This window comes from Flavobacterium sp. FG68 (assembly GCF_057808895.1).
Genome location: NZ_JBMDIY010000006.1, coordinates 1 through 19,930 on the forward strand (window position 1 = coordinate 1; position 19,930 = coordinate 19,930).

The following is a 19,930-nucleotide window of genomic DNA, read 5'->3' on the forward strand; positions in this document are numbered from 1 at the left end:
CTTCGCTCAACACAATGTGAGATAAAAAACCTTTGCGCACTTTGCGTTAAAAAAATACCCCAATATTCAAATCCCAGCTTTGTGAACTTTGCCTTCGCTCAACACAATGTGAGATAAAAAACCTTTGCGCACTTTGCGTTAAAAAAACACCCCAATATTCAAATCCCAGCTTTGCGAACTTTGCCTTCATTTACCACAAACTGAGATAAAAAACCTTAGTGTTCTTTGCGTTAAAACCCACACCGAAATTGTAATTATTCTAAATAAGCACAATGTTTGAATTTCGTAACTTTTTGTGGATTAAGATTGTTAAATTTGTTAGAATACCCAAGAGTTTTTTGCTAATTTAAAAGAGAGATGGAATGGCTTCTAAAAAAACAAATCCAGATAAAGTAACAGAGAATGACTCAAATTCCCGTCGCGACTTTATAAAAAAATCAGGACTTTTTACCGCCCTTGCTCTGGCGCCGCCTTCGCTGGTTATGGCTTCAGAGAATAAGTGGGATGAAAAAATAGCGGAGTATTTAGAAACAGTACCGCTTTCTATCGAAGTAAATGGCAAAAAACACAGTCTTAATATTGAGCCAAGAACCACTTTACTCGATTTATTAAGAGAACAATTATTGCTTACAGGAACAAAAAAAGGCTGTGACCACGGACAATGCGGTGCGTGTACAGTTCACGTAAACGGAACCCGAATTTTGTCGTGTCTGACTTTGGCAACCATGCAGCAAAACGCTCAGGTTACCACAATCGAAGGACTTTCAAAAGGAAAAAAACTGCACCCAATGCAGGAAGCTTTTATCAAACATGATGGATTTCAATGTGGTTACTGTACACCCGGACAAATCATGTCGGGAATTGCCTGTATCAAAGAAGGCCATGCCAACAGCCGCGAAGAAATTAGAGAATATATGAGCGGAAACATCTGTAGATGTGGCGCTTATCATAATATCGTTGATGCCATAACAGAAGTGAAGGAAGGAGGGAAGGAATTATGAAAAATTTTCAAATAATTAAAGCATTATCCTCAAGTTCAGCGGTATCGAACATTAGCAAAGAAAAAGAAGCTATGTTTATTGCCGGCGGAACAAATCTGGTAGATTTAATGAAAAAGAATGTGGTGGCTCCAGACAAACTGGTTGACATTACAGGATTAGATTTAAAGAAAATAGAATTCCTAAACGGAAAAGTTTCAATAGGAGCCTTGGCTAAAAACAGTCAGGTTGCCGAAGATGCATCCATAAAAGAAAAACATCCTTTGCTGGCTTTGGCTTTAGCGGCCGGAGCTTCTCAGCAAATTAGGCACATGGCAACGGTTGGCGGAAATATGCTGCAAAAAACACGTTGTTCGTATTTTTATAATACCGATATGCCATGCAATAAACGAACTCCCAAAAGCGGCTGCGGTGCCATTGGCGGTTCTAACAGAATGCACGCTATTTTTGGAGCTTCAGACAGCTGTATTGCCGTTCACCCAAGTGATATGTGCGTGGCATTAGCGGCATTAGATGCAACTGTTTTAGTCGAAGGTCCAAAAGGGAAAAGACAAATAAAATTTACAGATTTTCATCGTCTGCCGGGAAATACTCCTGAGAAAGACAATACTTTAGAAAATAAGGAATTAATTACTTCGGTTGAAATTCCAGATAATAATTTCACCAAAAATGTACATTATTTAAAAGTTCGCGACAGGACTAGTTATGCTTTTGCATTAGTTTCTGTTGCTGTGGCTTTAGATTTAAAAAATAATGTAATAAATGATGTGCGACTGGCGATGGGCGGTGTAGCACATAAACCATGGAGATTAACTGAAGCAGAAGAATTTCTGAAAGGAAAAACAGTTTCAGAAGAGATATTTAGAAAAGCGGCAGATTTGTCAATGAAAGGTGCGAAAGCATACGGTGGCAATGATTTTAAATTAACGATTGGGCCAAATGCAATAACAGAAGCACTTACAATAGCAGCATCAAAATAATTAGAATTATGAGCAAGACAAGTAATATTAATAGAGTTGACGGATTTGCTAAAGTAACGGGATCAGCAACTTATTCTGCCGAATATAAAACGCCCGGAGTAGTGTATGCCTGTTTGGTTGGAAGTACAATTGCAAAAGGAAGGATCAAAACCATTGATACTAAAAAAGCAGAATGGGCGCCGGGAGTTCTGGCTGTCATTACGCATTTAAATGTGGATAAACCTTCCGGATATCAAAAAGCAAAAGACAAACATAATTTTGGACAGCCGTTGCAGATTTTCAAAGATGATTCGGTTTTGTATTACGATCAGCCCATTGCGTTGGTAATTGCCGATACTTTTGAGCGTATGCAATATGCAGCGAGTTTAATTAAGGCGGATTATTTAAAAGAAGAACATTCGACTGAACTTCAAAAAGCTGCGGATAAAGAGAAAAAAGTTGAAACAGATAAAGGGAATGATTATCACAGAGGAGTTCATGACGGTTACAAAAATGCAGAAGTAATTTTAGAAGCCGATTATACGATTCCAACTGAAGTTCATAACCCAATGGAGCTGGCGAATATTATTGCAAAATGGGATGGAAACAAACCCATTTTATATACCAAAAGTCAAGGTGTTGAAGGAACGCGAAAAAGTGTGGCAGGAGTTTTTGGAGTGCCGGTTGAAGATGTAGAAGTACATTCTGAATATCTTGGAGGTGCATTTGGAATGGGATTGCATACCTGGCCGTATGAAATCGCAGCATTAATAGGCGCAAAAAAATTAAACCGTCCTGTAAAATTAGTTTTGCACCGTGAGCAGATGTTTACCAATGTTGGTTTCAGACCTTATACGATTCAGAAAATGGGTCTTGGTGCAACAAAAGCCGGAAAACTAACTGGATTAACACACGAAGCTGTTGCGATGACTTCGAGCTATGAAGATTTCATGGAAGGAACCGTAAATATGTCCCGATTTATTTACGATTGCGAAAATGTTTCAACACGTTACAGAATTGTTCCGTTAGACACTTGTACACCAATCTGGATGCGTGGGCCGGGCGAGGCTACAGGTTCTTTTGCATTAGAATGTGCGATGGATGAAATGGCCTATAAATTAAATTTAGATCCAATTGAATTTCGAAAGCTGAATTATGCTGAGAAAGATTTGGAACAAAATAAACCGTGGAGCAGTAAATATCTTTTAGAATGTTACGAAGGCGGAATGGAACGCATTGGCTGGAAAAACCGTAAAAACGAACCTGGTTCTGTAAAAGAAGGAGAATGGCTAGTAGGTTACGGAATGGGAACCGGAACTTTTGGCTGTTATAGAAGTCCAACTTCTGTAAAAGCAAAATTTTTATCCGATGGAAATTTAGTGCTTCAGTGTAGCGTCAACGATATGGGACCGGGAACGGCAACGATGATGACGGCAATTGGTGCTGAAATTACTGGTTTACCTGCAGAGAATGTAATTATTGAAATGGGAAAAAGCGGACTGCCAAAAGGCCCAACGCAGGGAGGTTCGGCAACGACTTCGTCTGTTGGTTCTGCGGTTCATGATGCTTGTAATTTGTTGGTAAGTAAAGTATTGGGATTAGCGACTGAAAATCCTGCTTTGAAAGGAACTCCAATTACAGATTTAACTTTTGCAAATGGAATTGTTTCTTCAACAAAAGATACCGCTAAAACTGTTGCTCTAACTTCTTTGCTTAGTGCTAATAAGTTAGATGGATTAGAAGTTGAAAACCAATCGAAAGGAACGGAAGAAGCTAAGAAATATTCGATTTATTCGTTTTCAGTTCACTTTGTAAAAGTATTAGTAAATCCGAATTTGGGTAAAATACGTTTGGCGCATGTTGTTTCGTGTGCTGATATAGGAACGGTTATCAACCAAAAAACTTCTGCAGGACAAATGTATGGCGGTGCAGTAGGAGGTATCGGAATGGGATTAATGGAAGCATTGGAAATCGATCATCGTTTCGGTCGTCCAATCAACAATAATTTCGCCGATTATCATGTTCCCGTAAATGCCGATATTGAAAAACAGGAAGTTTTCTTCGTTAATAAAAAAGACCCAATCAGTAACCCGATGGGAACGAAAGGTCTGGGTGAAACGGCTTTGGTTGGAATGGCGCCTGCAATTGCAAATGCTGTTTTTAATGCTACCGGAAAACGTGTTAGAGATTTACCAATTACATTGGATAAAATTATAGAAACCGTTAAGGTTTAAAACAAAAAAGAGACATTGAAAAATGAACTGCCCCCAAATAGTGTCTAACTTTTTGGGGGCAGTTCAAAATGGCTCTTTTTTTTTATATCTGAAAATGATTAATTATTTAACCGTAATAGGCAATTCAGCAGTTGTTTTATCCCATCCAATAACAAGATTTGCTACATTACCCTGAGATGTAAAAGCAATTGATAAAGCTTCGATTACTTCATTTACAGGTTTTACAGGAACAGAAACTCTAACAACATCTTTACTTTCGTCGTAAGCATAAGCACCCCATAAATCAATTTCTTTATTGATAATGATAGTCCATTTGTCTTTTTCAGGAATAGCAAATAAGCTGTAAGTTCCTGCTGGAATATTTTTTCCGCCAATTGTTACTGCTTTGTAAAATTTAATTTCTGTATTTTCATTCGCACCAACTCTCCAAACTTCACCAAACTTCACGATATCGCCAAAAATTGTACGCCCTTTTACAGAAGGTCTTGCGTAGATAACTTTTACAACCGGACTAGGATTGTCTGTTTTTTTGAATTTAACAGATTTGTTTGGGAAATAAGAAATATCAACCGGACTTGCATCAAGCGGAGCAAATTTTACTACATCTTGAGCTTGAACTGTAAAGGCAGTAAATAAAGTAACTGCCATTAAATAAAATTTTTTCATAAGGTTACAATTTTTAGAATAACTACAAAGTAAGTTAATAATGAAGAAAAATCATATAAATACAGTCTGTTTTTTGTTAATGAATTGGTAATGGTTCTTAATTTATTTTTCTTCTTTTTTCTTTTTGTAGTACCAATTCTGCATAATGTAAAAAGCTTTCTTCTTTTCACCGTCATTTGAGATTAAACCTTTACGATTGTAACCGTCCTGAATACCCGGAAGTAATCTTTTTGGAGATCTGAAATCAACTAAAATCCACGGACTTAATCCGCTTAAATGAGGGATTTTTTCAATCATTTTCAAATTCTGGATGTATAAATATTCCTGATATTCTTCTGTCCAGCGTTCGGTTTTATCTCCGTGAAAGCCCGCTTTTGCATCACCTCCGAATTCTGAAACAAAAACAGGTTTGTTGTATGGAGTAGTCCAGAATGTTTTTTCAGCATTTTCTAAGTTACCGCCGTACCAGCCTAAATATTGATTGAAAGCAATGATGTCAAGAGATTTACCAATTTCATCGTCAATTTTTCCGTTACGCGTTAATAAAGCCGCACTAATTAATCTTGTATTATCAAGAGATTTTGTATGCGTTACTAAATTCGTGATAAAAGTGTTTCTGGCGTCAGAAATTGGAGTTTCATTTGCCATAGACCAAATTACGATACTCGCTCTGTTTTTATCTCTTGTAATGGCAGCCGTTAACTGATCTTGGGCATTTTTATAGGTATTTTCATTTTTGAATTCAACCGTCCAGTAAACCGGAATCTCTTCCCAAACCATTAATCCCATTTTATCAGCTTCTCTAATAATGTTTTCGTTATGCGGATAATGTGCTAAACGAACATAATTACAGCCTAATTCTTTTGCCCAGTTTAGTAAACGTAAAGCATCTTCCTGAGAATTTGCACGCCCGCCTTTTGCATTTTCTTCATGAATCGAAATTCCTCTTAAAAAGACCTGTTTTCCGTTCAATAAGATTTTATCTTCTTGTGTCTCAATCGTTCTAAAACCAATTTTATCATTTAATTTCTTTCCGTTAAAATCAATTGTAACATCATATAATTTCGGATTTTCCGGTGACCAATAAGAGATTTTTTTAGCTGGAATTTCAAAATTTAAAATTCCGTCAACGCCAATTTTTCCTTTGTAATTGATCTTTAATTCTGGAATAGAAATAGAAGCCTGATTTTGCGTAGGATTCAAATTATTGATTTTGATAAAACCAGAAATAATATTGGCATTATTTTTTTTAAGCTGAATGGTGTAATCTTCAATAAATGCAGATTCTTCTTCAATTAAAGTTACATCGCGCGTAATTCCGCCATAATTCCACCAATCCGTATTAACTGTTGGGACATCTTCTTTATGGCGTGTATTGTCTACTTTAATAACCAAATAATTGTCTTTTGGTTTTACAATCGTGGTAACTTCATAATTAAACGGAGTAAAACCACCTTCGTGAGTTCCCAGTTTTTTTCCGTTTAAATAAACATCGGCTTTGTAATTGATAGTTCCCAAATACACAAAAAGACGTTTATTAGTAGCCAAATTGTAATCGAAAGATTTTTTGAACCAAACATTTCCTTCGTAATATTTTAGTTCTGTAACCTGTGAATTCCAGTCGCCCGGAATATTTATTGTTGGCGATTTATCAAAATCATATTCTACTAATTCCTGTTTGTTTTGTGCATGATAATTACTGAAAAATGCGCCTTTTGCCGGTTTTTCCTGTTTGTCGTATTGGTCAAGGTGAAAGCTGTAAAAGCCTGTTTGATACGGATCAACAATGTAATTCCAAACGCCGTTTAAAGAGGTTGTGTTTCGGTTTGGAACGTTTGAAATTAAACCTTGAGATTGTCCGGCAGCGAACGTTGTCAGGAATAATAGTGTTAGGATTTTTTTCATTTTTTGTAATCTTTGTTTGTAATGTATTTATGTGTTTTGCCACAAAGGCGCGAAGGCGCAAAGTTTTTTCATTTTTGTCAAGATTGGCGATTTACATTGTGGAAATTCTAGTGCGATTTACTTCGTCCGTTCGCTATCGCTCGGGTCTCTTTCCTCGAAATGACAAACTTCACGCTTATTTTTTAAAATCTTTTTAATACTTTTAATCTGTGGCAAAAAAAACTTTCTGTCTTAGCGCCTTAGCGGCTAAAAATCTTATTGAACAGGTATTTTCAAATATTCACCTTTAAAGCTCTGATTTAAAGCCGTCATTTCAATAGGATCACCAGAACCATCAGGAATAACTTCAATCGAAGCTTTTCCGTTTGCCATTTTTATGGATTCACTTCCAGTTGGTGTTCCTTGATTCTTCAAAGTTTTTCCACCTTTCAGGCATTGGAAATAAACACTTTCTTCATAATCTAAGCAGCGTAAATTGTTATTATCAATTGCAATTGCCGTAACCAGATAATTACCATTTTTTAGTTTCTCTGAGGACAATTGTAAAGACGAAGCTGTATCATTTTTATTGAAACGATAATTAACCTTAATCGTATCAGAAACCGTTTTACCGTCTTTATTTTTACCAATAGCAACTAAAACATTTTCTCCTTTTTTAAAATTGACATCCCAAGTTAACCCATTTGCAGGATATAGAGCAAGATTTCTTTGCTTTTCGCCAAGAGATTTTCCGTCATGGAATAAGGTAACTTTTTCGCAGTTACTAAAAACATTTATTGTTCTTGGTGTATTTTCAGGACCTTGGCGTTCTGTCCAGGTATGCGATTCTATGTAAGCGAAAGGCTCTTTGCCCCAATAACTTTTAAAAACATAATACGCATCTTTCGGGTTTCCGTTTCGGTCCACCAAACCTTTTTGGTTCATATACGGAATATCATCTTCCGGACGTAAAGGCGTTGCAAAATCCTTAAATGCCCATTGTACATTTCCCACAAAATTTGGGTCATTCTCGGATATATGCAAGTGCCAGTCAAATAAATCAACGATATAATTTTCGCTCCAATCGCCAATTTGGGCAATATTCGCAACTTTAGTCTGTACAATTGCTTCTTCCCAACCTTCCGCTTTTATGACATTTTCGCCTGTTACCGGATTCTCGCTGTGACGGCCTACGTGACTGTCACCGCCATATTCGGCATGAATGAAATGTTTGTATTCTTTTTTGTAAACATCAATTGCTTTTTGGTAGTTTTTGTAACTTCCAGAATACCAGCCAGACCAGATAGAAGGGGAGAAAACATCGACAATATGCGAACCTTCATAATATTTTCTAATTGCCGTTTTTCTGGTTGGGTCCAGTTTATGCGCAATATCATTTAGTTCCGTTAAAAATATATTTGTTTTTTCTGTATTGTCACCATTAGGAAAATCAGGAAGCCAGTTCATTTCATTTCCAAGTGACCAGATTATAATACTTGGATGATTGTAATTTTGATTAATAATTTCTTTAAGCATGTTTTTAGTATTTGTCTGCCAAAGTTCATCACCAATCCCGCCGCGGCACCAAGGCAATTCATCCCAAACCAATAAACCTAATTCATCACAGGCTTTATAAATTTCAGGATCTTGCGGATAATGTGCTAAACGAACAAAGTTAGCACCCATATCTTTTATCGATTTCATGTCGGCCCAATGTTGTGCGTTGCTCATTGCCGCACCAACTCCGGCTTGCTCTTCATGGCGATGTGTTCCGCGAATCAACAAACGTTTTCCGTTTAAATAGAAAGGACCGTGATCTTTAAACTCAAACCATCTAAAACCTACTTTCTCAGAAACGCTGTCTTTAATTTGATTTTTTTCTGATAAAATAGCCGTTAAGGAATATAAATTTGGTTTTTCGGTATCCCAAAGTTCCGGGTTTTTGATGTTTTCGAAAGTGATTGTTGAAGTTTTATCTGAAACAGGAATAGTTTTGCTGGCCACTTTTTTCCCTTTCGGATTTTTAAGTGTTACCGTTAACGATAAATCTTTTGAATTATCAGAATTTATAAAAGAAGAAACAACTTGTACCGAAGCTTTTTTAGCTGAAACTTCAGGCGTTGTAATCTTCAAATTATCAATATGGTTTTTGTATTTCGAAACAAACCAAACATCGCGTGTGATTCCGCCATAAATAAAGAAATCACTTTTTTGAGATGGAATAATTTCGATGTCGTAACTATTATCAACACGAACAAAAATATCATTGTTTCCTTCTTTAATAAAGTTGGTAATGTCTATAGAAAAGCCAATGTAACCGCCAATGTGTCCGCCGGCTTCTTTTCCGTTTACATATACTTTTGTTGTAATATTTGAACCTTCAAAGTATAACGAATACACTTTGTTTTTGTCAATTTGGAGAATATTTAATTTCTTTTGATACCAGCTTGCATCACGTCGGTAACCCGGATATAAATCGGTTGCATCTTCGGCGTTCCAGGTATGTGGTAAATTTATAGAAGTCCAGTTTGAAGCCTTTTGAGCTTCGGTAAGATTTGAAGTATGATTTTCAAGATACAGCCAGTTGTCGTTAAAATTCATCTTTGTCTGAGCAAAACTGCTGCTCAGACAAATCTGAAAAAAAACAAAAAGCGCAAAAATTGAAAATGTATTGTTTTGATAATTCTTCATGTGTGTTTAGGTTCAAAGGTTCATAGGCTCAGAGGTTCAAAGGTTTTTAGGCTCAAAGGTTCAGAGGCTCAAAAGCTAAAACCTTTGTCGCTTTGTAACTCTGTACCTTTGTACCCTGTATCACTTTTTTCTAAGTAACGCTTCCAGAAAATAATAGTCGGCGTAGATTATTGGTTCGTCAATTTCGTCGTGTTTTGGCCAGTTTCCTGTGCTGTGATCAAATAGAAAAGGAGCCTTAATTTTAGGATCTAAAATATATTTATCAGTTTGAACCGATGCTATTAGTTTATCGGCGAAAGCCAAATAACTTTTATTTTGTGTATAACTGTATAATTCATATAATCCTGATGCCATTACCATTGCTGCAGAAACATCTCGCGGCGAATTTGGAATACTCGGATCTTTTAAATCCCAATACGGAATTCCGTCTTCAGGAAGGTTTTTATTCGTCATAAAAAACTTTGCTGTCGCTTCGGCTTGTTTTAAATAAGCCGGATCTTTTGTATATCGGTATGACATTGTAAATCCGTAAACTGCCCAGCCTTGTCCGCGTGCCCAAACCGAATCGTCATTAAAACCTTGTAAAGTAGTTTTCTTTCTGACTTCACCCGTATTCGGATTATAATCTATTACATGATAACAGCTGTTGTCTTCTCTAAATTGATTTTTTAAAGTGGTATTAGCGTGTTGAATGGCAACGTCACGATATTTTGGGTTTCCTGATAATTTAGATGCTTCAAAAAGCAATTCCAGATTCATCATATTGTCGATGATAACCGGATAATCCCAAATTTCTTTGTTGAAATCCCAGGAACGAATAGAACCTACTTTTGGATTAAACCTTGTGCATAAAGTTTCAGCGCCTTTAATAATTACCGCTTCGTACTCTTTCTTGTTTTCCACTTTCAGCGCTTCTCCGAAACTGCAAAACACTTTAAAACCTACGTCATGCGAATTACTGTTAACACTTTCCTTTTTGCTGAAAGGAGTCCATTTTTGAGCTTGTACTTTATATTTAGAATCGCCTGTTAATTGGTATAAATGCCAAAGATTTCCGGCAAAAAAACCGCTTGTCCAGTCTCTTGAAGGGACTTTGCGAATCTTATTGGTTTTGATATTCATGCTTCTTGGCATCGACAGAGAATCTACCGGATAATCGAGTAACATTTTGTAACGCGTTTCCAGAAGATTATTTGTTACCGCAGGGGTATTTTTTGTTTGAGAATTAATCCCGGACTTGCACGCTGTTACCAGCGATGCAAACCCAAGGATTAAAATGAAACTAACTTTATTCATATTACTAATTAATCTAATTTTTAGTTTCTAGACTTTGTTTTTAGACGCGAATTTTTTTCTCTCGCAGATTTGGCAGATTTGGCTGATTTTTTTTATTTCCAACAGATTTTTAAAAAAATAATTCAATCTGCTCAATCTGTCAAATCTGCGGGAGACAAATTATTATTGACATATCCGCGTTCAATATAATTATGCTAAATTAATAACCCGGATTATTTGGTTTTAAATTTGGATTTATTGCCAGTTCTGTTCCCGGCAATGGCCATAAATAATCTTTGTTTGGATCAAAATTTGCATGCGGTTCTAAACCTGCAGGACCAAATACTTCAGGACCATTTTTCAATCTTTTGATATCGTACCATCTGATATATTCAAAAGCTAATTCTAATCTTCTTTCGTCAATAACCATTTTTTTGAAATCAGCTTTTGACAAACCTGGTGTTACATTTGCGGGGAAAGAAACTTGTCTTCCTGCTTTATTTCTCGCTCTTGCACGAACTCGGTTTACATAACCATCAGCTTCTGCAGTTCCCGGATTAATTTCGTTTAAAGCTTCAGCAGCTGTCAATAAAACTTCGGCATAACGCATTGTAATATAGTTGTGCTGAGAAGTTCTTCCGTTTGCACCTGCTTTTCCCGGAAAACGGAAATATTTTGCAATATGCGGACGTGGCGCTTTTTCGTTGTCGCTTGAAGGATAAACCTGCAATGATCCGCCCGGCCCGGTTTTCTTTCTAATAATGGTATCAAAACTTACGGCTCTTCTGTAATCTCTTTGATCCCAAGTATTAAACACTTTTAATGACGGAACGGCAACAGAAAATCCTTGTCCGTAGCTGTAACTATCATCTTTTAATGAACCTGTAAAAAACGCCGTATAATCCTGACCGTAATTTCCAGATGTTAAGTTATTAAAATCTACTGTAAATAATGGTTCTTTTAATGAAGCTGCTTTTGTAGCATTAAATAAATCCTGAAAATCTGCATCAAGACCTAAACCAAATTTTGTTTCGTTTGTAATAACATATTTTGCTTCGTCATACGCTTTTTGATATTGACCCAAAGTTAAATAAACAGAAGCTAAATATCCTGCTGCAGTCCCTTTTCCTGGAACGGCTTTTACTTTTGGTTTGTCATCCAGCCATTGTTTTGCAAATTCTAAATCGGCAATGATTTTAGGATACACATCGGCTTCTTTAGTTTTGCTGATAGAGTTTACCTGAGAAACATCATTCACCACAAAATCAATGTACGGAATATCTCCAAAAAGACGTACTAAATGATAGTAAGTAAAAGCTCTTGCGAAATAAGCCTGAGCTACAATTGCGTTTACTTTTGCAGGATCTCCCGGTGTTTTTTTAGCACCTTCAATGGCCTGATTTGCTGCTGTAATGATAACATATGACTGCGGCCAAAAGTTAGCTACAAGCGCATTTGTATCGTTCATACTCATATCGTTTACATCGATACGTGCGGCTTGTGTAGTTCTATCACCAATGTCAGACATATCGTCGCGAAGCATTAAGGCAATTGTAAATTCTCTTCCCCAATAATTATTATGTGCAATGTTTGCAAAAGCTCCGTTTACAGCTGCCTGTAAATCGTCGGTATTATTGAAAAAGTTTTCTGGACGAATGACTCCCACCGGATGTTCTTCTAAATCAGAACATGCAAAAAAGGTAAGTGTTCCCAGGAAAAGAAAAGCTATATATTTTTTCATGATATTTTTATTGTTAGAATTTTACGTTTAGACCCATTGTAAACGTTCTCACGTTTGGATAACCTCCATAATCCAATCCTAAATTGGTATTACTTCTTGAGTTGTTGTCGTTTAAGTAACTCGTTTCAGGGTCAGTTCCCGGATAATCAGTAATGGTCCAAAGGTTTTGTGCACTGATGTAAAAACGAACTTTGCTTAATCCGAATTTAGAAACAACATTCTCACTTAAACTATATCCTAAAGAGATGTTTTTTAAACGGATGTAACTTCCGTCATAAACAAATCTAGACGTAACTCTTTTTGTTCTTGCTGCATTTTTAGGAACATTTGTATCTGTATTTGTTGGAGTCCAAGAATCTAAAACTTCTGTTGTAGCATTGTTGTTTCCAGATGCTAATTCCATTAAAGTATAGTTTAGGATTTGTCCGCCTTCTGAACCTTGGAAGAAAATATTCAAATCAAGATTTTTATACGTGAAATCATTGTTTAAACCAAAGATGAAATCAGGATTTGGATTTCCAATAATCGTTTTATCTTGTGAATCTAATTTTCCGTCACCATTGTAATCTCTGAATTTTTCACCACCTGCAGTTGTTTCAAAATTCCCAGGTAAAGCAGTTTCTCCTTGTTGAAGAACACCATCATAAATGAATCCGAAGAAAGAACCAACCGGCTCACCAACTCTCAAAATTTGAGATTCTGTTGCCAAAAAGTGACCTGGAGTTGAGTTGATCAATAAATCTTTATTATCAGCTAATTTTAATACTTTATTTTTATTTGAAGAAATATTAAAACTTGTATTCCATGTAAAATCCTGACCAATAAAGTTTTTAGAATTAATACCTAATTCCCATCCTTTGTTTTCTAATTCTCCAACGTTTTGAAGCTGAGAAGCAATTCCGGAAACTCCCGGAAGCGGCCTATTGAATAATAAATCTTTCGTGATCGTTTTATAATAATCTGCTGTAATGCTGATTCTGTTATCAAATAAACCTAAATCAATTCCGTAATCTTGTTGGTATGAAGTTTCCCATTTCAAATTCGGATTATCTAAAGATGTCAATTGAACCGCATTTACAATAACGTCACCGCTCACATCATAAATTTCAGAGAATCTTGAAAGAGTAGAGTAGGCACCAATAGATGGATTTCCTGTTGCTCCGTAACTTGCTCTCAATTTAAGATTAGAAATTGTTTTGCTGTCTTTTAAGAAATTTTCTTTACCAATATTCCATCCAATGGCTCCAGAAGGGAAAGTTCCGTATTTGTAGTTTTTACTAAAGCTTGAAGAACCATCTCGTCTGGCCGTAAACGTTAGTAAATATTTATCATCGTAATCAAAGTTCAACCTTCCGAAAGCAGAGATTAATTCCGTTTCAGATAAATTAGAATCTGGTTTTAAGAATACAGTTCCTGCACCAAGATTTCTATATGAATTCGTATTTGTTAAAAATCCTCTTGAAGCTGCGAATGAACTTTCGTTTTTGTTCTTTTGGTATGAATAACCTCCAAGAACCGTTAAAACCCCTTTTTCGATAATTTCACGTTTAAAAGTCAAATAATTCTCTGTTAAGAAAGAAGAAAATCTAGTGTTGTTTACAGAAGCTTCTCCTTTAATATTTTTTCCTGCAATTAATGTTGAAGGAATAAATCTTCCTGTTTGAGAATTATTATCTGTTAAACCTAAAGTCGTTTTAAAATCTAAATCTTTTGTGATTTTGTATTGTGCAAAGAAATTGTTTCTGTTTACAATAGAAACTGTTTCCAAAATATTTTCCATTGCCGTTGCATACGGGTTATCAATGTCATCACCAATCGGTGCAGTTGTTGTATACGTTCCGTCTTCGTTATAAATTCCTTTGTCTGGCATAAATCTGTAAGCCGATGCAATTACACCCGCAGCTCGAGTTCCTCCGGCTCCAGTCTGGCTTACAATTCCGTCCTTGTTTTGTTTACTTGTAAAAGTGTTTAAACCCACTTTGAATTTAGGGGATAAATCAGCTTCAAGATTGGCAACAATCGTATATCTGTCAATTCCTGAATTGATTACAACACCATTTTGGTTGAAATAAGTTCCGGAAACATAATATTTCACAGTGTCAGATCCGCCTGAAAATGATAATTGTGTATTCGAAATCATTCCGTCACGATAAATAACATCCTGCCAGTCTGTATTTGCAGGACCTTGCGTGTGCGTTGTAAAACTTTTTCTGTAGGCTGCAAACTGATCTGCATCTAATAAATCCAGTTTATTGTTTACAGTTTGAATAGAAGTAGAGTTGCTGAATTCAATTACCGGTTTTCCTGGTTTTCCCTTTTTAGTCGTAACCATAATAACCCCGTTTGAACCTCTTGATCCGTAGATTGCCGTTGCCGAAGCATCTTTTAAAACCTCAATAGAAGCAATATCCTGAGGAGCAGGCATTGAAACTCCTGCAAAACCGTCAACCACAACAAGAGCATCTCCACTCGCATTAATAGAAGTTCCGCCACGAACCCTGATTTTTACAGGCGCACCCGGCTCACCTCCATTATTACTTTGTACCGAAACCCCTGCTGCACGACCTTGTAAAGCTTGTTCTGCACTTAAAACAGGATAAGCAGTCAATTCTTTTGCCGTTACAGAAGATACTGAACCTGTAATGTCGCTCTTTTTGCGAGTTCCATAACCTACTACAATTACTTCTTCAAGATTTTTAGTATCTGGTTTTAAACTTACATTAATGGCAGTTTTGTTTCCAACCGGAATTTCAACGCTTTGGTATCCTACGAAATTGAATACTAAAACAGCATTTTTCTCAGAAACAAAAACGGTATAATTTCCATCCATATCTGTAGTTGCTCCAACAGAAGAATTCTTGATATAGACATTAGCACCAGGAAGACCAAGTAAATCCTCGCTCGAAGTTACTTTTCCCGTAACTTTTCGTTCCTGTGCAGTCATCATGATACTTGCCAATAAAAGAGATACTAGTAAATACCATCTAAACGATTTAATTTGTTCGTCTGTAAACATTCATTTTTTGGTTTTAAGGTTAATGTTAGAGAAAGTAGAAAAGCAATAGACTCATTCCGATTATCATAATGACAAACAAAATTTGCAGCAATAAAAAGTTTGTTTTCCTGATTTTCATATCGCAAATGTATAGGCCGAAAACGATATAGAAATACAAAAAAGGGTATCTAAAAATACAGATACCCTTTTTTAAGCCCTTTAAAAATGCGGTTTTTAAAATTTATGACAATTAATCCTGCAAGGTTTTCAAAACCTTGTAGGTGTAAATAACTGTAATGTTTTTTAACCGTGCAGGTATTAAAATTATCGTTATGTTTTTAGTGATTGGTAAGTATTGAAATTATACCTACAAGGTTTTGAAAACCTTGCAGGAATACATCAAAAAGTTTTTTCGTAAAATTTGTCAGCAAATTGCGACGGAGTTTCTCCGTATCTTTTTTGGAAGCATTTGCTAAAGTATTTCGGATTGTTAAAGCCGACTTTATAGCTGATTTCTGAAACGTTTAATTTGTTTTGTTCCAATAATTGAGCGGCACGTTTTAACCTGATTTCATGAATGAATTCGTTTGGTGTAAAATTTGTCCAGGCTTTTACTTTTAAGAATAACATGGTGCGGCTTACGCCCAATTCTGAACAGAAAAACGGAATATCAAATTGTTCGTTCGAAATATTGTCCTCGACAATTTTAAAAGCTTTTTTTAATAATTCTTCATCCAGAGATGAAACCGTGATTTCTGACGGAATAAAACTGTCTTCGCTTGAAAACTTAAGTTTCAAACGTTCGGTTGAATTTAAAAGATTTTTAACGCGAAGCCTGAATTCCATTAAATTAAACGGTTTACTAATATAATCGTCGGCACCGCTTTCTAAACCTTCAAATTTATATACTAATGAAGATCTCGAAGTCAGCAAAATAACCGGAATATGACTCGTTTTTAAGTTTTCCTTTATTTTAGAACAAAGTTCAGTTCCCACCATTTCGGGCATAATAACATCGCTGATAATCAAATTCGGAACAAATTTTAAAGCCTTTTCAAAAGCAATTTTTCCGTTTTCGGCCTCAATAATATTATAATCTTTTTTGAGCAGGTTTTTCATGAACTTTCTCAAAACCTTATGATCTTCAACAAGCAGAATCGTCTGCTTTTCTTCATTAACAATCAAATCGTCAATGTCTTCATTTTCTATAGTTTCCGAAGGTTCAAGCTGTGCCGTATATTGCGCAATATCATCGCTGATTTTAAAATCAGGAATAATCTCGCTGTCTAAAAGATGTTCACGCCCAAGCGGAAGCGTTACTTTAAAAATAACGCCGCCGGAAGTTTTATTGCTAACATCGATTGTCCCTTTATGCAGTTTTACAATATTTTTTACAATCGAAAGCCCAATTCCGGTTCCTTTATTATAATTTTTCTGAACCTGATTGTGTGTTGGCACTTCAAAAAATAAATCAAAAATCTTGTCAATATGTTCTTCTGAAATTCCCACTCCGGAATCTTCAACCTCGATAAAAAGATTTTCGGGATCGTGATTTATTTTAATGTTGATCGTTCCGCCTTTTGGCGTATATCGAAACGCATTCGAAATCAAATTATAAAATACACGCTCGAGTTTATATCGGTCAAAATAAACCGATATTTCTTCATCCGAAGTTTCAAAAGTATAATCGTAACCGCCGTCTTTGGCATATTCTATAAACGATAAAAAGATTTCTCTGGTGAATTTTACAATATTTCCGTTAGCAGATTCTAACGTAACCTGATCATTTTCAAGTTTTCTGAAATCCATTAAACGGTTAATTAAACTTAAAAGATGATTCGCGCTTCCTTCAATTACCAAAAGCTTTTTGTACATTTCATTCGTTCCGTTATAATCTGCCAGAATTTGCTGCAATGGCCCTAAAATCAACGTTAAAGGCGTTCTAAATTCATGCGAAATATTAGTGAAGAAATCTAGTTTTGCACGGTTATTTTCTTCAATACGTTTCGTTTCAAGATATTCCAGTTCTAATTTCTGTTTCAATCTCGCTTTCGATTTCATAATCCAGATCAAACCGTATAATCCTAAACCAATTACAATTCCGTACAATAAAAATGCCCAGATACTGCGCCACGGAGCCGGATTTACAACAACCGTAAGCGTTGCGGGAGTTTTGTTCCAAACGCCGTCGTTGTTTGCACCGCGGACTTCAAAAACATAAGTTCCCGGATTTTGAATCGCAAAATTAGCTTCAGCATTTTTAGTCGTTGTCCAGTTATTTTCCAATCCAATTAAGCGATAACTGTATTGATTGTTTTTTGATCGAATGTAATTTGGAATTGCAAAGTTTATCGAGAAATTAGCCTTATCATAATCCAGCGTTATGGTTTGGGTAAAACCAATACTTTTTTCTAAAATTCCGTCTTTATCTTCTGCATGAATAGTTTCATTCTTGATTTTCAAATCGGTAATTAAAACCTGCGGAGCGTATTGATTCAAGGAAATTTTGGCAGCATCAAAATAAGTAGCTCCAGACGGACTTCCGAAATAAAATTGATTGGAATCTAATTTTAAAGCCGAATTATCATTGAATTCATTACTTGCCAATCCATCTTTTTGATCATAAATCACAATATTCTTTTTCGTTGTATTGTATTTAATAATTCCCAGATTGGTGCTGATCCATAGGTTTTTATCATCATCTTCTAAAATAGAATGAATAGAAGTAATTACAGTATTTCCTATTTTAAGATTAATGTGATTGAATTTTTTTCCATCAAAATAATGCAGCCCTTTTGCTTTTGTTCCCACCCAGATTTTATGTTGAGAATCCTGAAATAAAGTCAAAATATCATCACCGGACAAAGCGGCATGATCGTAAAAGAAATGTTGAATTTTATATTGCTGCGGATTGAAATTTTTGAGCGGAATTCGGTTTAAACCGTTTTGAGTTCCAACCCAAACGTAATTTTGTTTGTCAACTAAAATAGTTCTAACAATATTATTGGTCAGAAAAACGGGTTTTGTATTATCATTTCCAATAATTTGAAAAGTTTTATTTGCTGTATCGTAACGAATTAAACCTTTTCCAAAAGTTCCAATCCATAAAACAGGACCTTCGGTTTTAAGCGAATAAACACCGCTTTCTTTCAATAAAGCAAGTAAATCTTGGGTAATTCGACTGTCTTCAATTCTTTTTGAAATCGTATTATAAGCCGATAATCCTTTGCTAAAAGTTCCAATCCATAAAATATGATCGTCAGAAAGACACATCGATTTAATATCATTTTTATTGGATTGTCCGGTTTTGCTGTTTATGTAACTTACGGCTTCGGTATTTTGGTTGAAAATCGTGATACCGCCGCCTTCTGTTCCAAAATAAATATTGTGATTTTTATCGGCAATGATCGAACTAACCACGTCAAAACTCATTGGAATCTTTTTCGAGTTCTGATTGTAATTAGAGAAATTGACATTTGAAACGTCCCAAAGATTCACGCCTTTGTAATAACAGCCAATCCAGATCGAACCTTTTTTATCCATATAAACAGATTTTACTTTATCGATTCCATTGTTGTTATTGCTGTTGTTTATTTTTTGCAGACTTTTATCCTGACCTAAAATGTAAATTCCGTCATAAGCGCCAATCCACAAAGAACCTTGCTTGTCAATTATTAAAGATCGAATGTCTGTATTGATTTCGCGGTATTTCGCAGTATCTAAAAAAGGAACATAAGCTTTTTGTTTTTGATCGAATTTTAAAAGTCCTTTATTTTTTGTCCCAACCCATAAATTACCTGTTTTATCTTCAATAACCGATTGTACCGTTAATAAATCAACAGGATTTAACGGATAATTTTTAAACGAAAATTTACTGCCTTTTCTGCTTGTCAACTGGCATAAACCTTTTGTAGTTCCAATCCAGATTTCACCTTTTTTGGTTTTTACAATGCTTAAAATATTATTGCTCGGAAGTGTAGAAGTATCCGTATCTGAATGAAAAACCGAAGTAAAATTTCCTGTCTTTTTATTCAAAATGGTCAAGCCTTTTGAAGTCCCAAACCACATTTCGTTACCAATTTCTTTAATCGTCCAAACCGCATTATTGCTTATCGTGTGATTGGCTTTGGTATGCAGATATCGGGTAAATTTGCCAGAAACAGGATCGTAACAATTTAAACCATTATAAGTTCCAACCCAGATTTTTCCGGAATTGTCTTCTACAATTGCCAGAATATCATTGTTGCTAATGGAAGATTTATCATTGACATCATTCCTGAAAATCGTAAATCGGCTGCCGTCGTATTTATTCAATCCGTCGCGCGTACCAAACCACATCTGCCCAAGCTTATCCTGATGTATGGCAATAACAGAACTCTGCGAAAGCCCGTCGGTTGTAGAAATATTTTTAAGGCGGTATTTATTTTGGGAAAACAGATTTCCGAAAATAAGTACGGTTACGAGAAAAGCTATTTTGTATTTCATAG

Annotated in this window: 10 protein-coding genes; 3 read left to right on the forward strand and 7 right to left on the reverse strand. The window is 35.7% G+C overall.

What is annotated here, in order from left to right; all coding sequences use genetic code 11:
• Nucleotides 1–362: 362 nt before the first annotated feature.
• The 3 genes from ACODSB_RS05520 to ACODSB_RS05530 are packed head-to-tail and all read left to right on the forward strand — an operon-like array spanning nt 363 to nt 4,191.
• Entirely contained in the window at nt 363–1,001 is a 639-nt protein-coding gene (locus tag ACODSB_RS05520; protein ID WP_053471955.1) for a 2Fe-2S iron-sulfur cluster-binding protein, read from the forward strand.
• Nucleotides 998–1,978 carry an FAD binding domain-containing protein gene (locus ACODSB_RS05525; RefSeq protein WP_488936288.1) on the forward strand — a complete coding sequence of 327 codons (981 nt, stop codon included), beginning with the start codon at nt 998–1,000 and terminating at the stop codon, nt 1,976–1,978. Before ACODSB_RS05520 ends, ACODSB_RS05525 begins: the two co-directional genes overlap by 4 nt.
• Before the next feature lie 8 nt (nt 1,979–1,986).
• Complete coding sequence (locus tag ACODSB_RS05530; protein ID WP_488936289.1) at nt 1,987–4,191, forward strand: xanthine dehydrogenase family protein molybdopterin-binding subunit; 2,205 nt, start codon at nt 1,987–1,989, stop codon at nt 4,189–4,191.
• Between the two features lie 102 nt (nt 4,192–4,293).
• Here the strand turns inward: ACODSB_RS05530 and ACODSB_RS05535 are convergent, their stop codons facing one another.
• The 7 genes from ACODSB_RS05535 to ACODSB_RS05565 all read right to left on the reverse strand — a co-directional run bounded on the left by ACODSB_RS05535 (nt 4,294) and on the right by ACODSB_RS05565 (nt 19,928).
• Nucleotides 4,294–4,857 carry a DUF2911 domain-containing protein gene (locus ACODSB_RS05535; protein ID WP_488936290.1) on the reverse strand — a complete coding sequence of 188 codons (564 nt, stop codon included), beginning with the start codon at nt 4,855–4,857 and terminating at the stop codon, nt 4,294–4,296.
• Nucleotides 4,858–4,959: 102 nt separating this feature from the next.
• Entirely contained in the window at nt 4,960–6,762 is a 1,803-nt protein-coding gene (locus ACODSB_RS05540) for a glycoside hydrolase family 2 protein (RefSeq protein ID WP_488936291.1), read from the reverse strand.
• Between the two features lie 255 nt (nt 6,763–7,017).
• Nucleotides 7,018–9,432: a glycoside hydrolase family 2 protein gene (locus tag ACODSB_RS05545; RefSeq protein ID WP_488936292.1), complete on the reverse strand. Its 2,415-nt coding sequence runs from the start codon at nt 9,430–9,432 to the stop codon at nt 7,018–7,020.
• Between the two features lie 120 nt (nt 9,433–9,552).
• On the reverse strand, nt 9,553–10,728 hold the full coding sequence (locus ACODSB_RS05550) for a glycoside hydrolase family 88 protein (protein ID WP_488936293.1): 1,176 nt from the start codon (nt 10,726–10,728) through the stop codon (nt 9,553–9,555).
• A gap of 199 nt (nt 10,729–10,927) precedes the next feature.
• Nucleotides 10,928–12,448, reverse strand: coding sequence for a RagB/SusD family nutrient uptake outer membrane protein (locus tag ACODSB_RS05555; RefSeq protein WP_488936294.1), 1,521 nt, complete (start codon nt 12,446–12,448; stop codon nt 10,928–10,930).
• A 13-nt stretch (nt 12,449–12,461) separates the two neighbouring features.
• Nucleotides 12,462–15,464, reverse strand: a complete 3,003-nt coding sequence (locus ACODSB_RS05560; protein ID WP_488936295.1) for a SusC/RagA family TonB-linked outer membrane protein — start codon at nt 15,462–15,464, stop codon at nt 12,462–12,464.
• 378 nt (nt 15,465–15,842) lie between these two features.
• Nucleotides 15,843–19,928 (reverse strand): two-component regulator propeller domain-containing protein, encoded by a 4,086-nt coding sequence (locus tag ACODSB_RS05565; protein ID WP_488936296.1) that lies wholly within the window; start codon nt 19,926–19,928, stop codon nt 15,843–15,845.
• Nucleotides 19,929–19,930 lie beyond the last annotated feature (2 nt).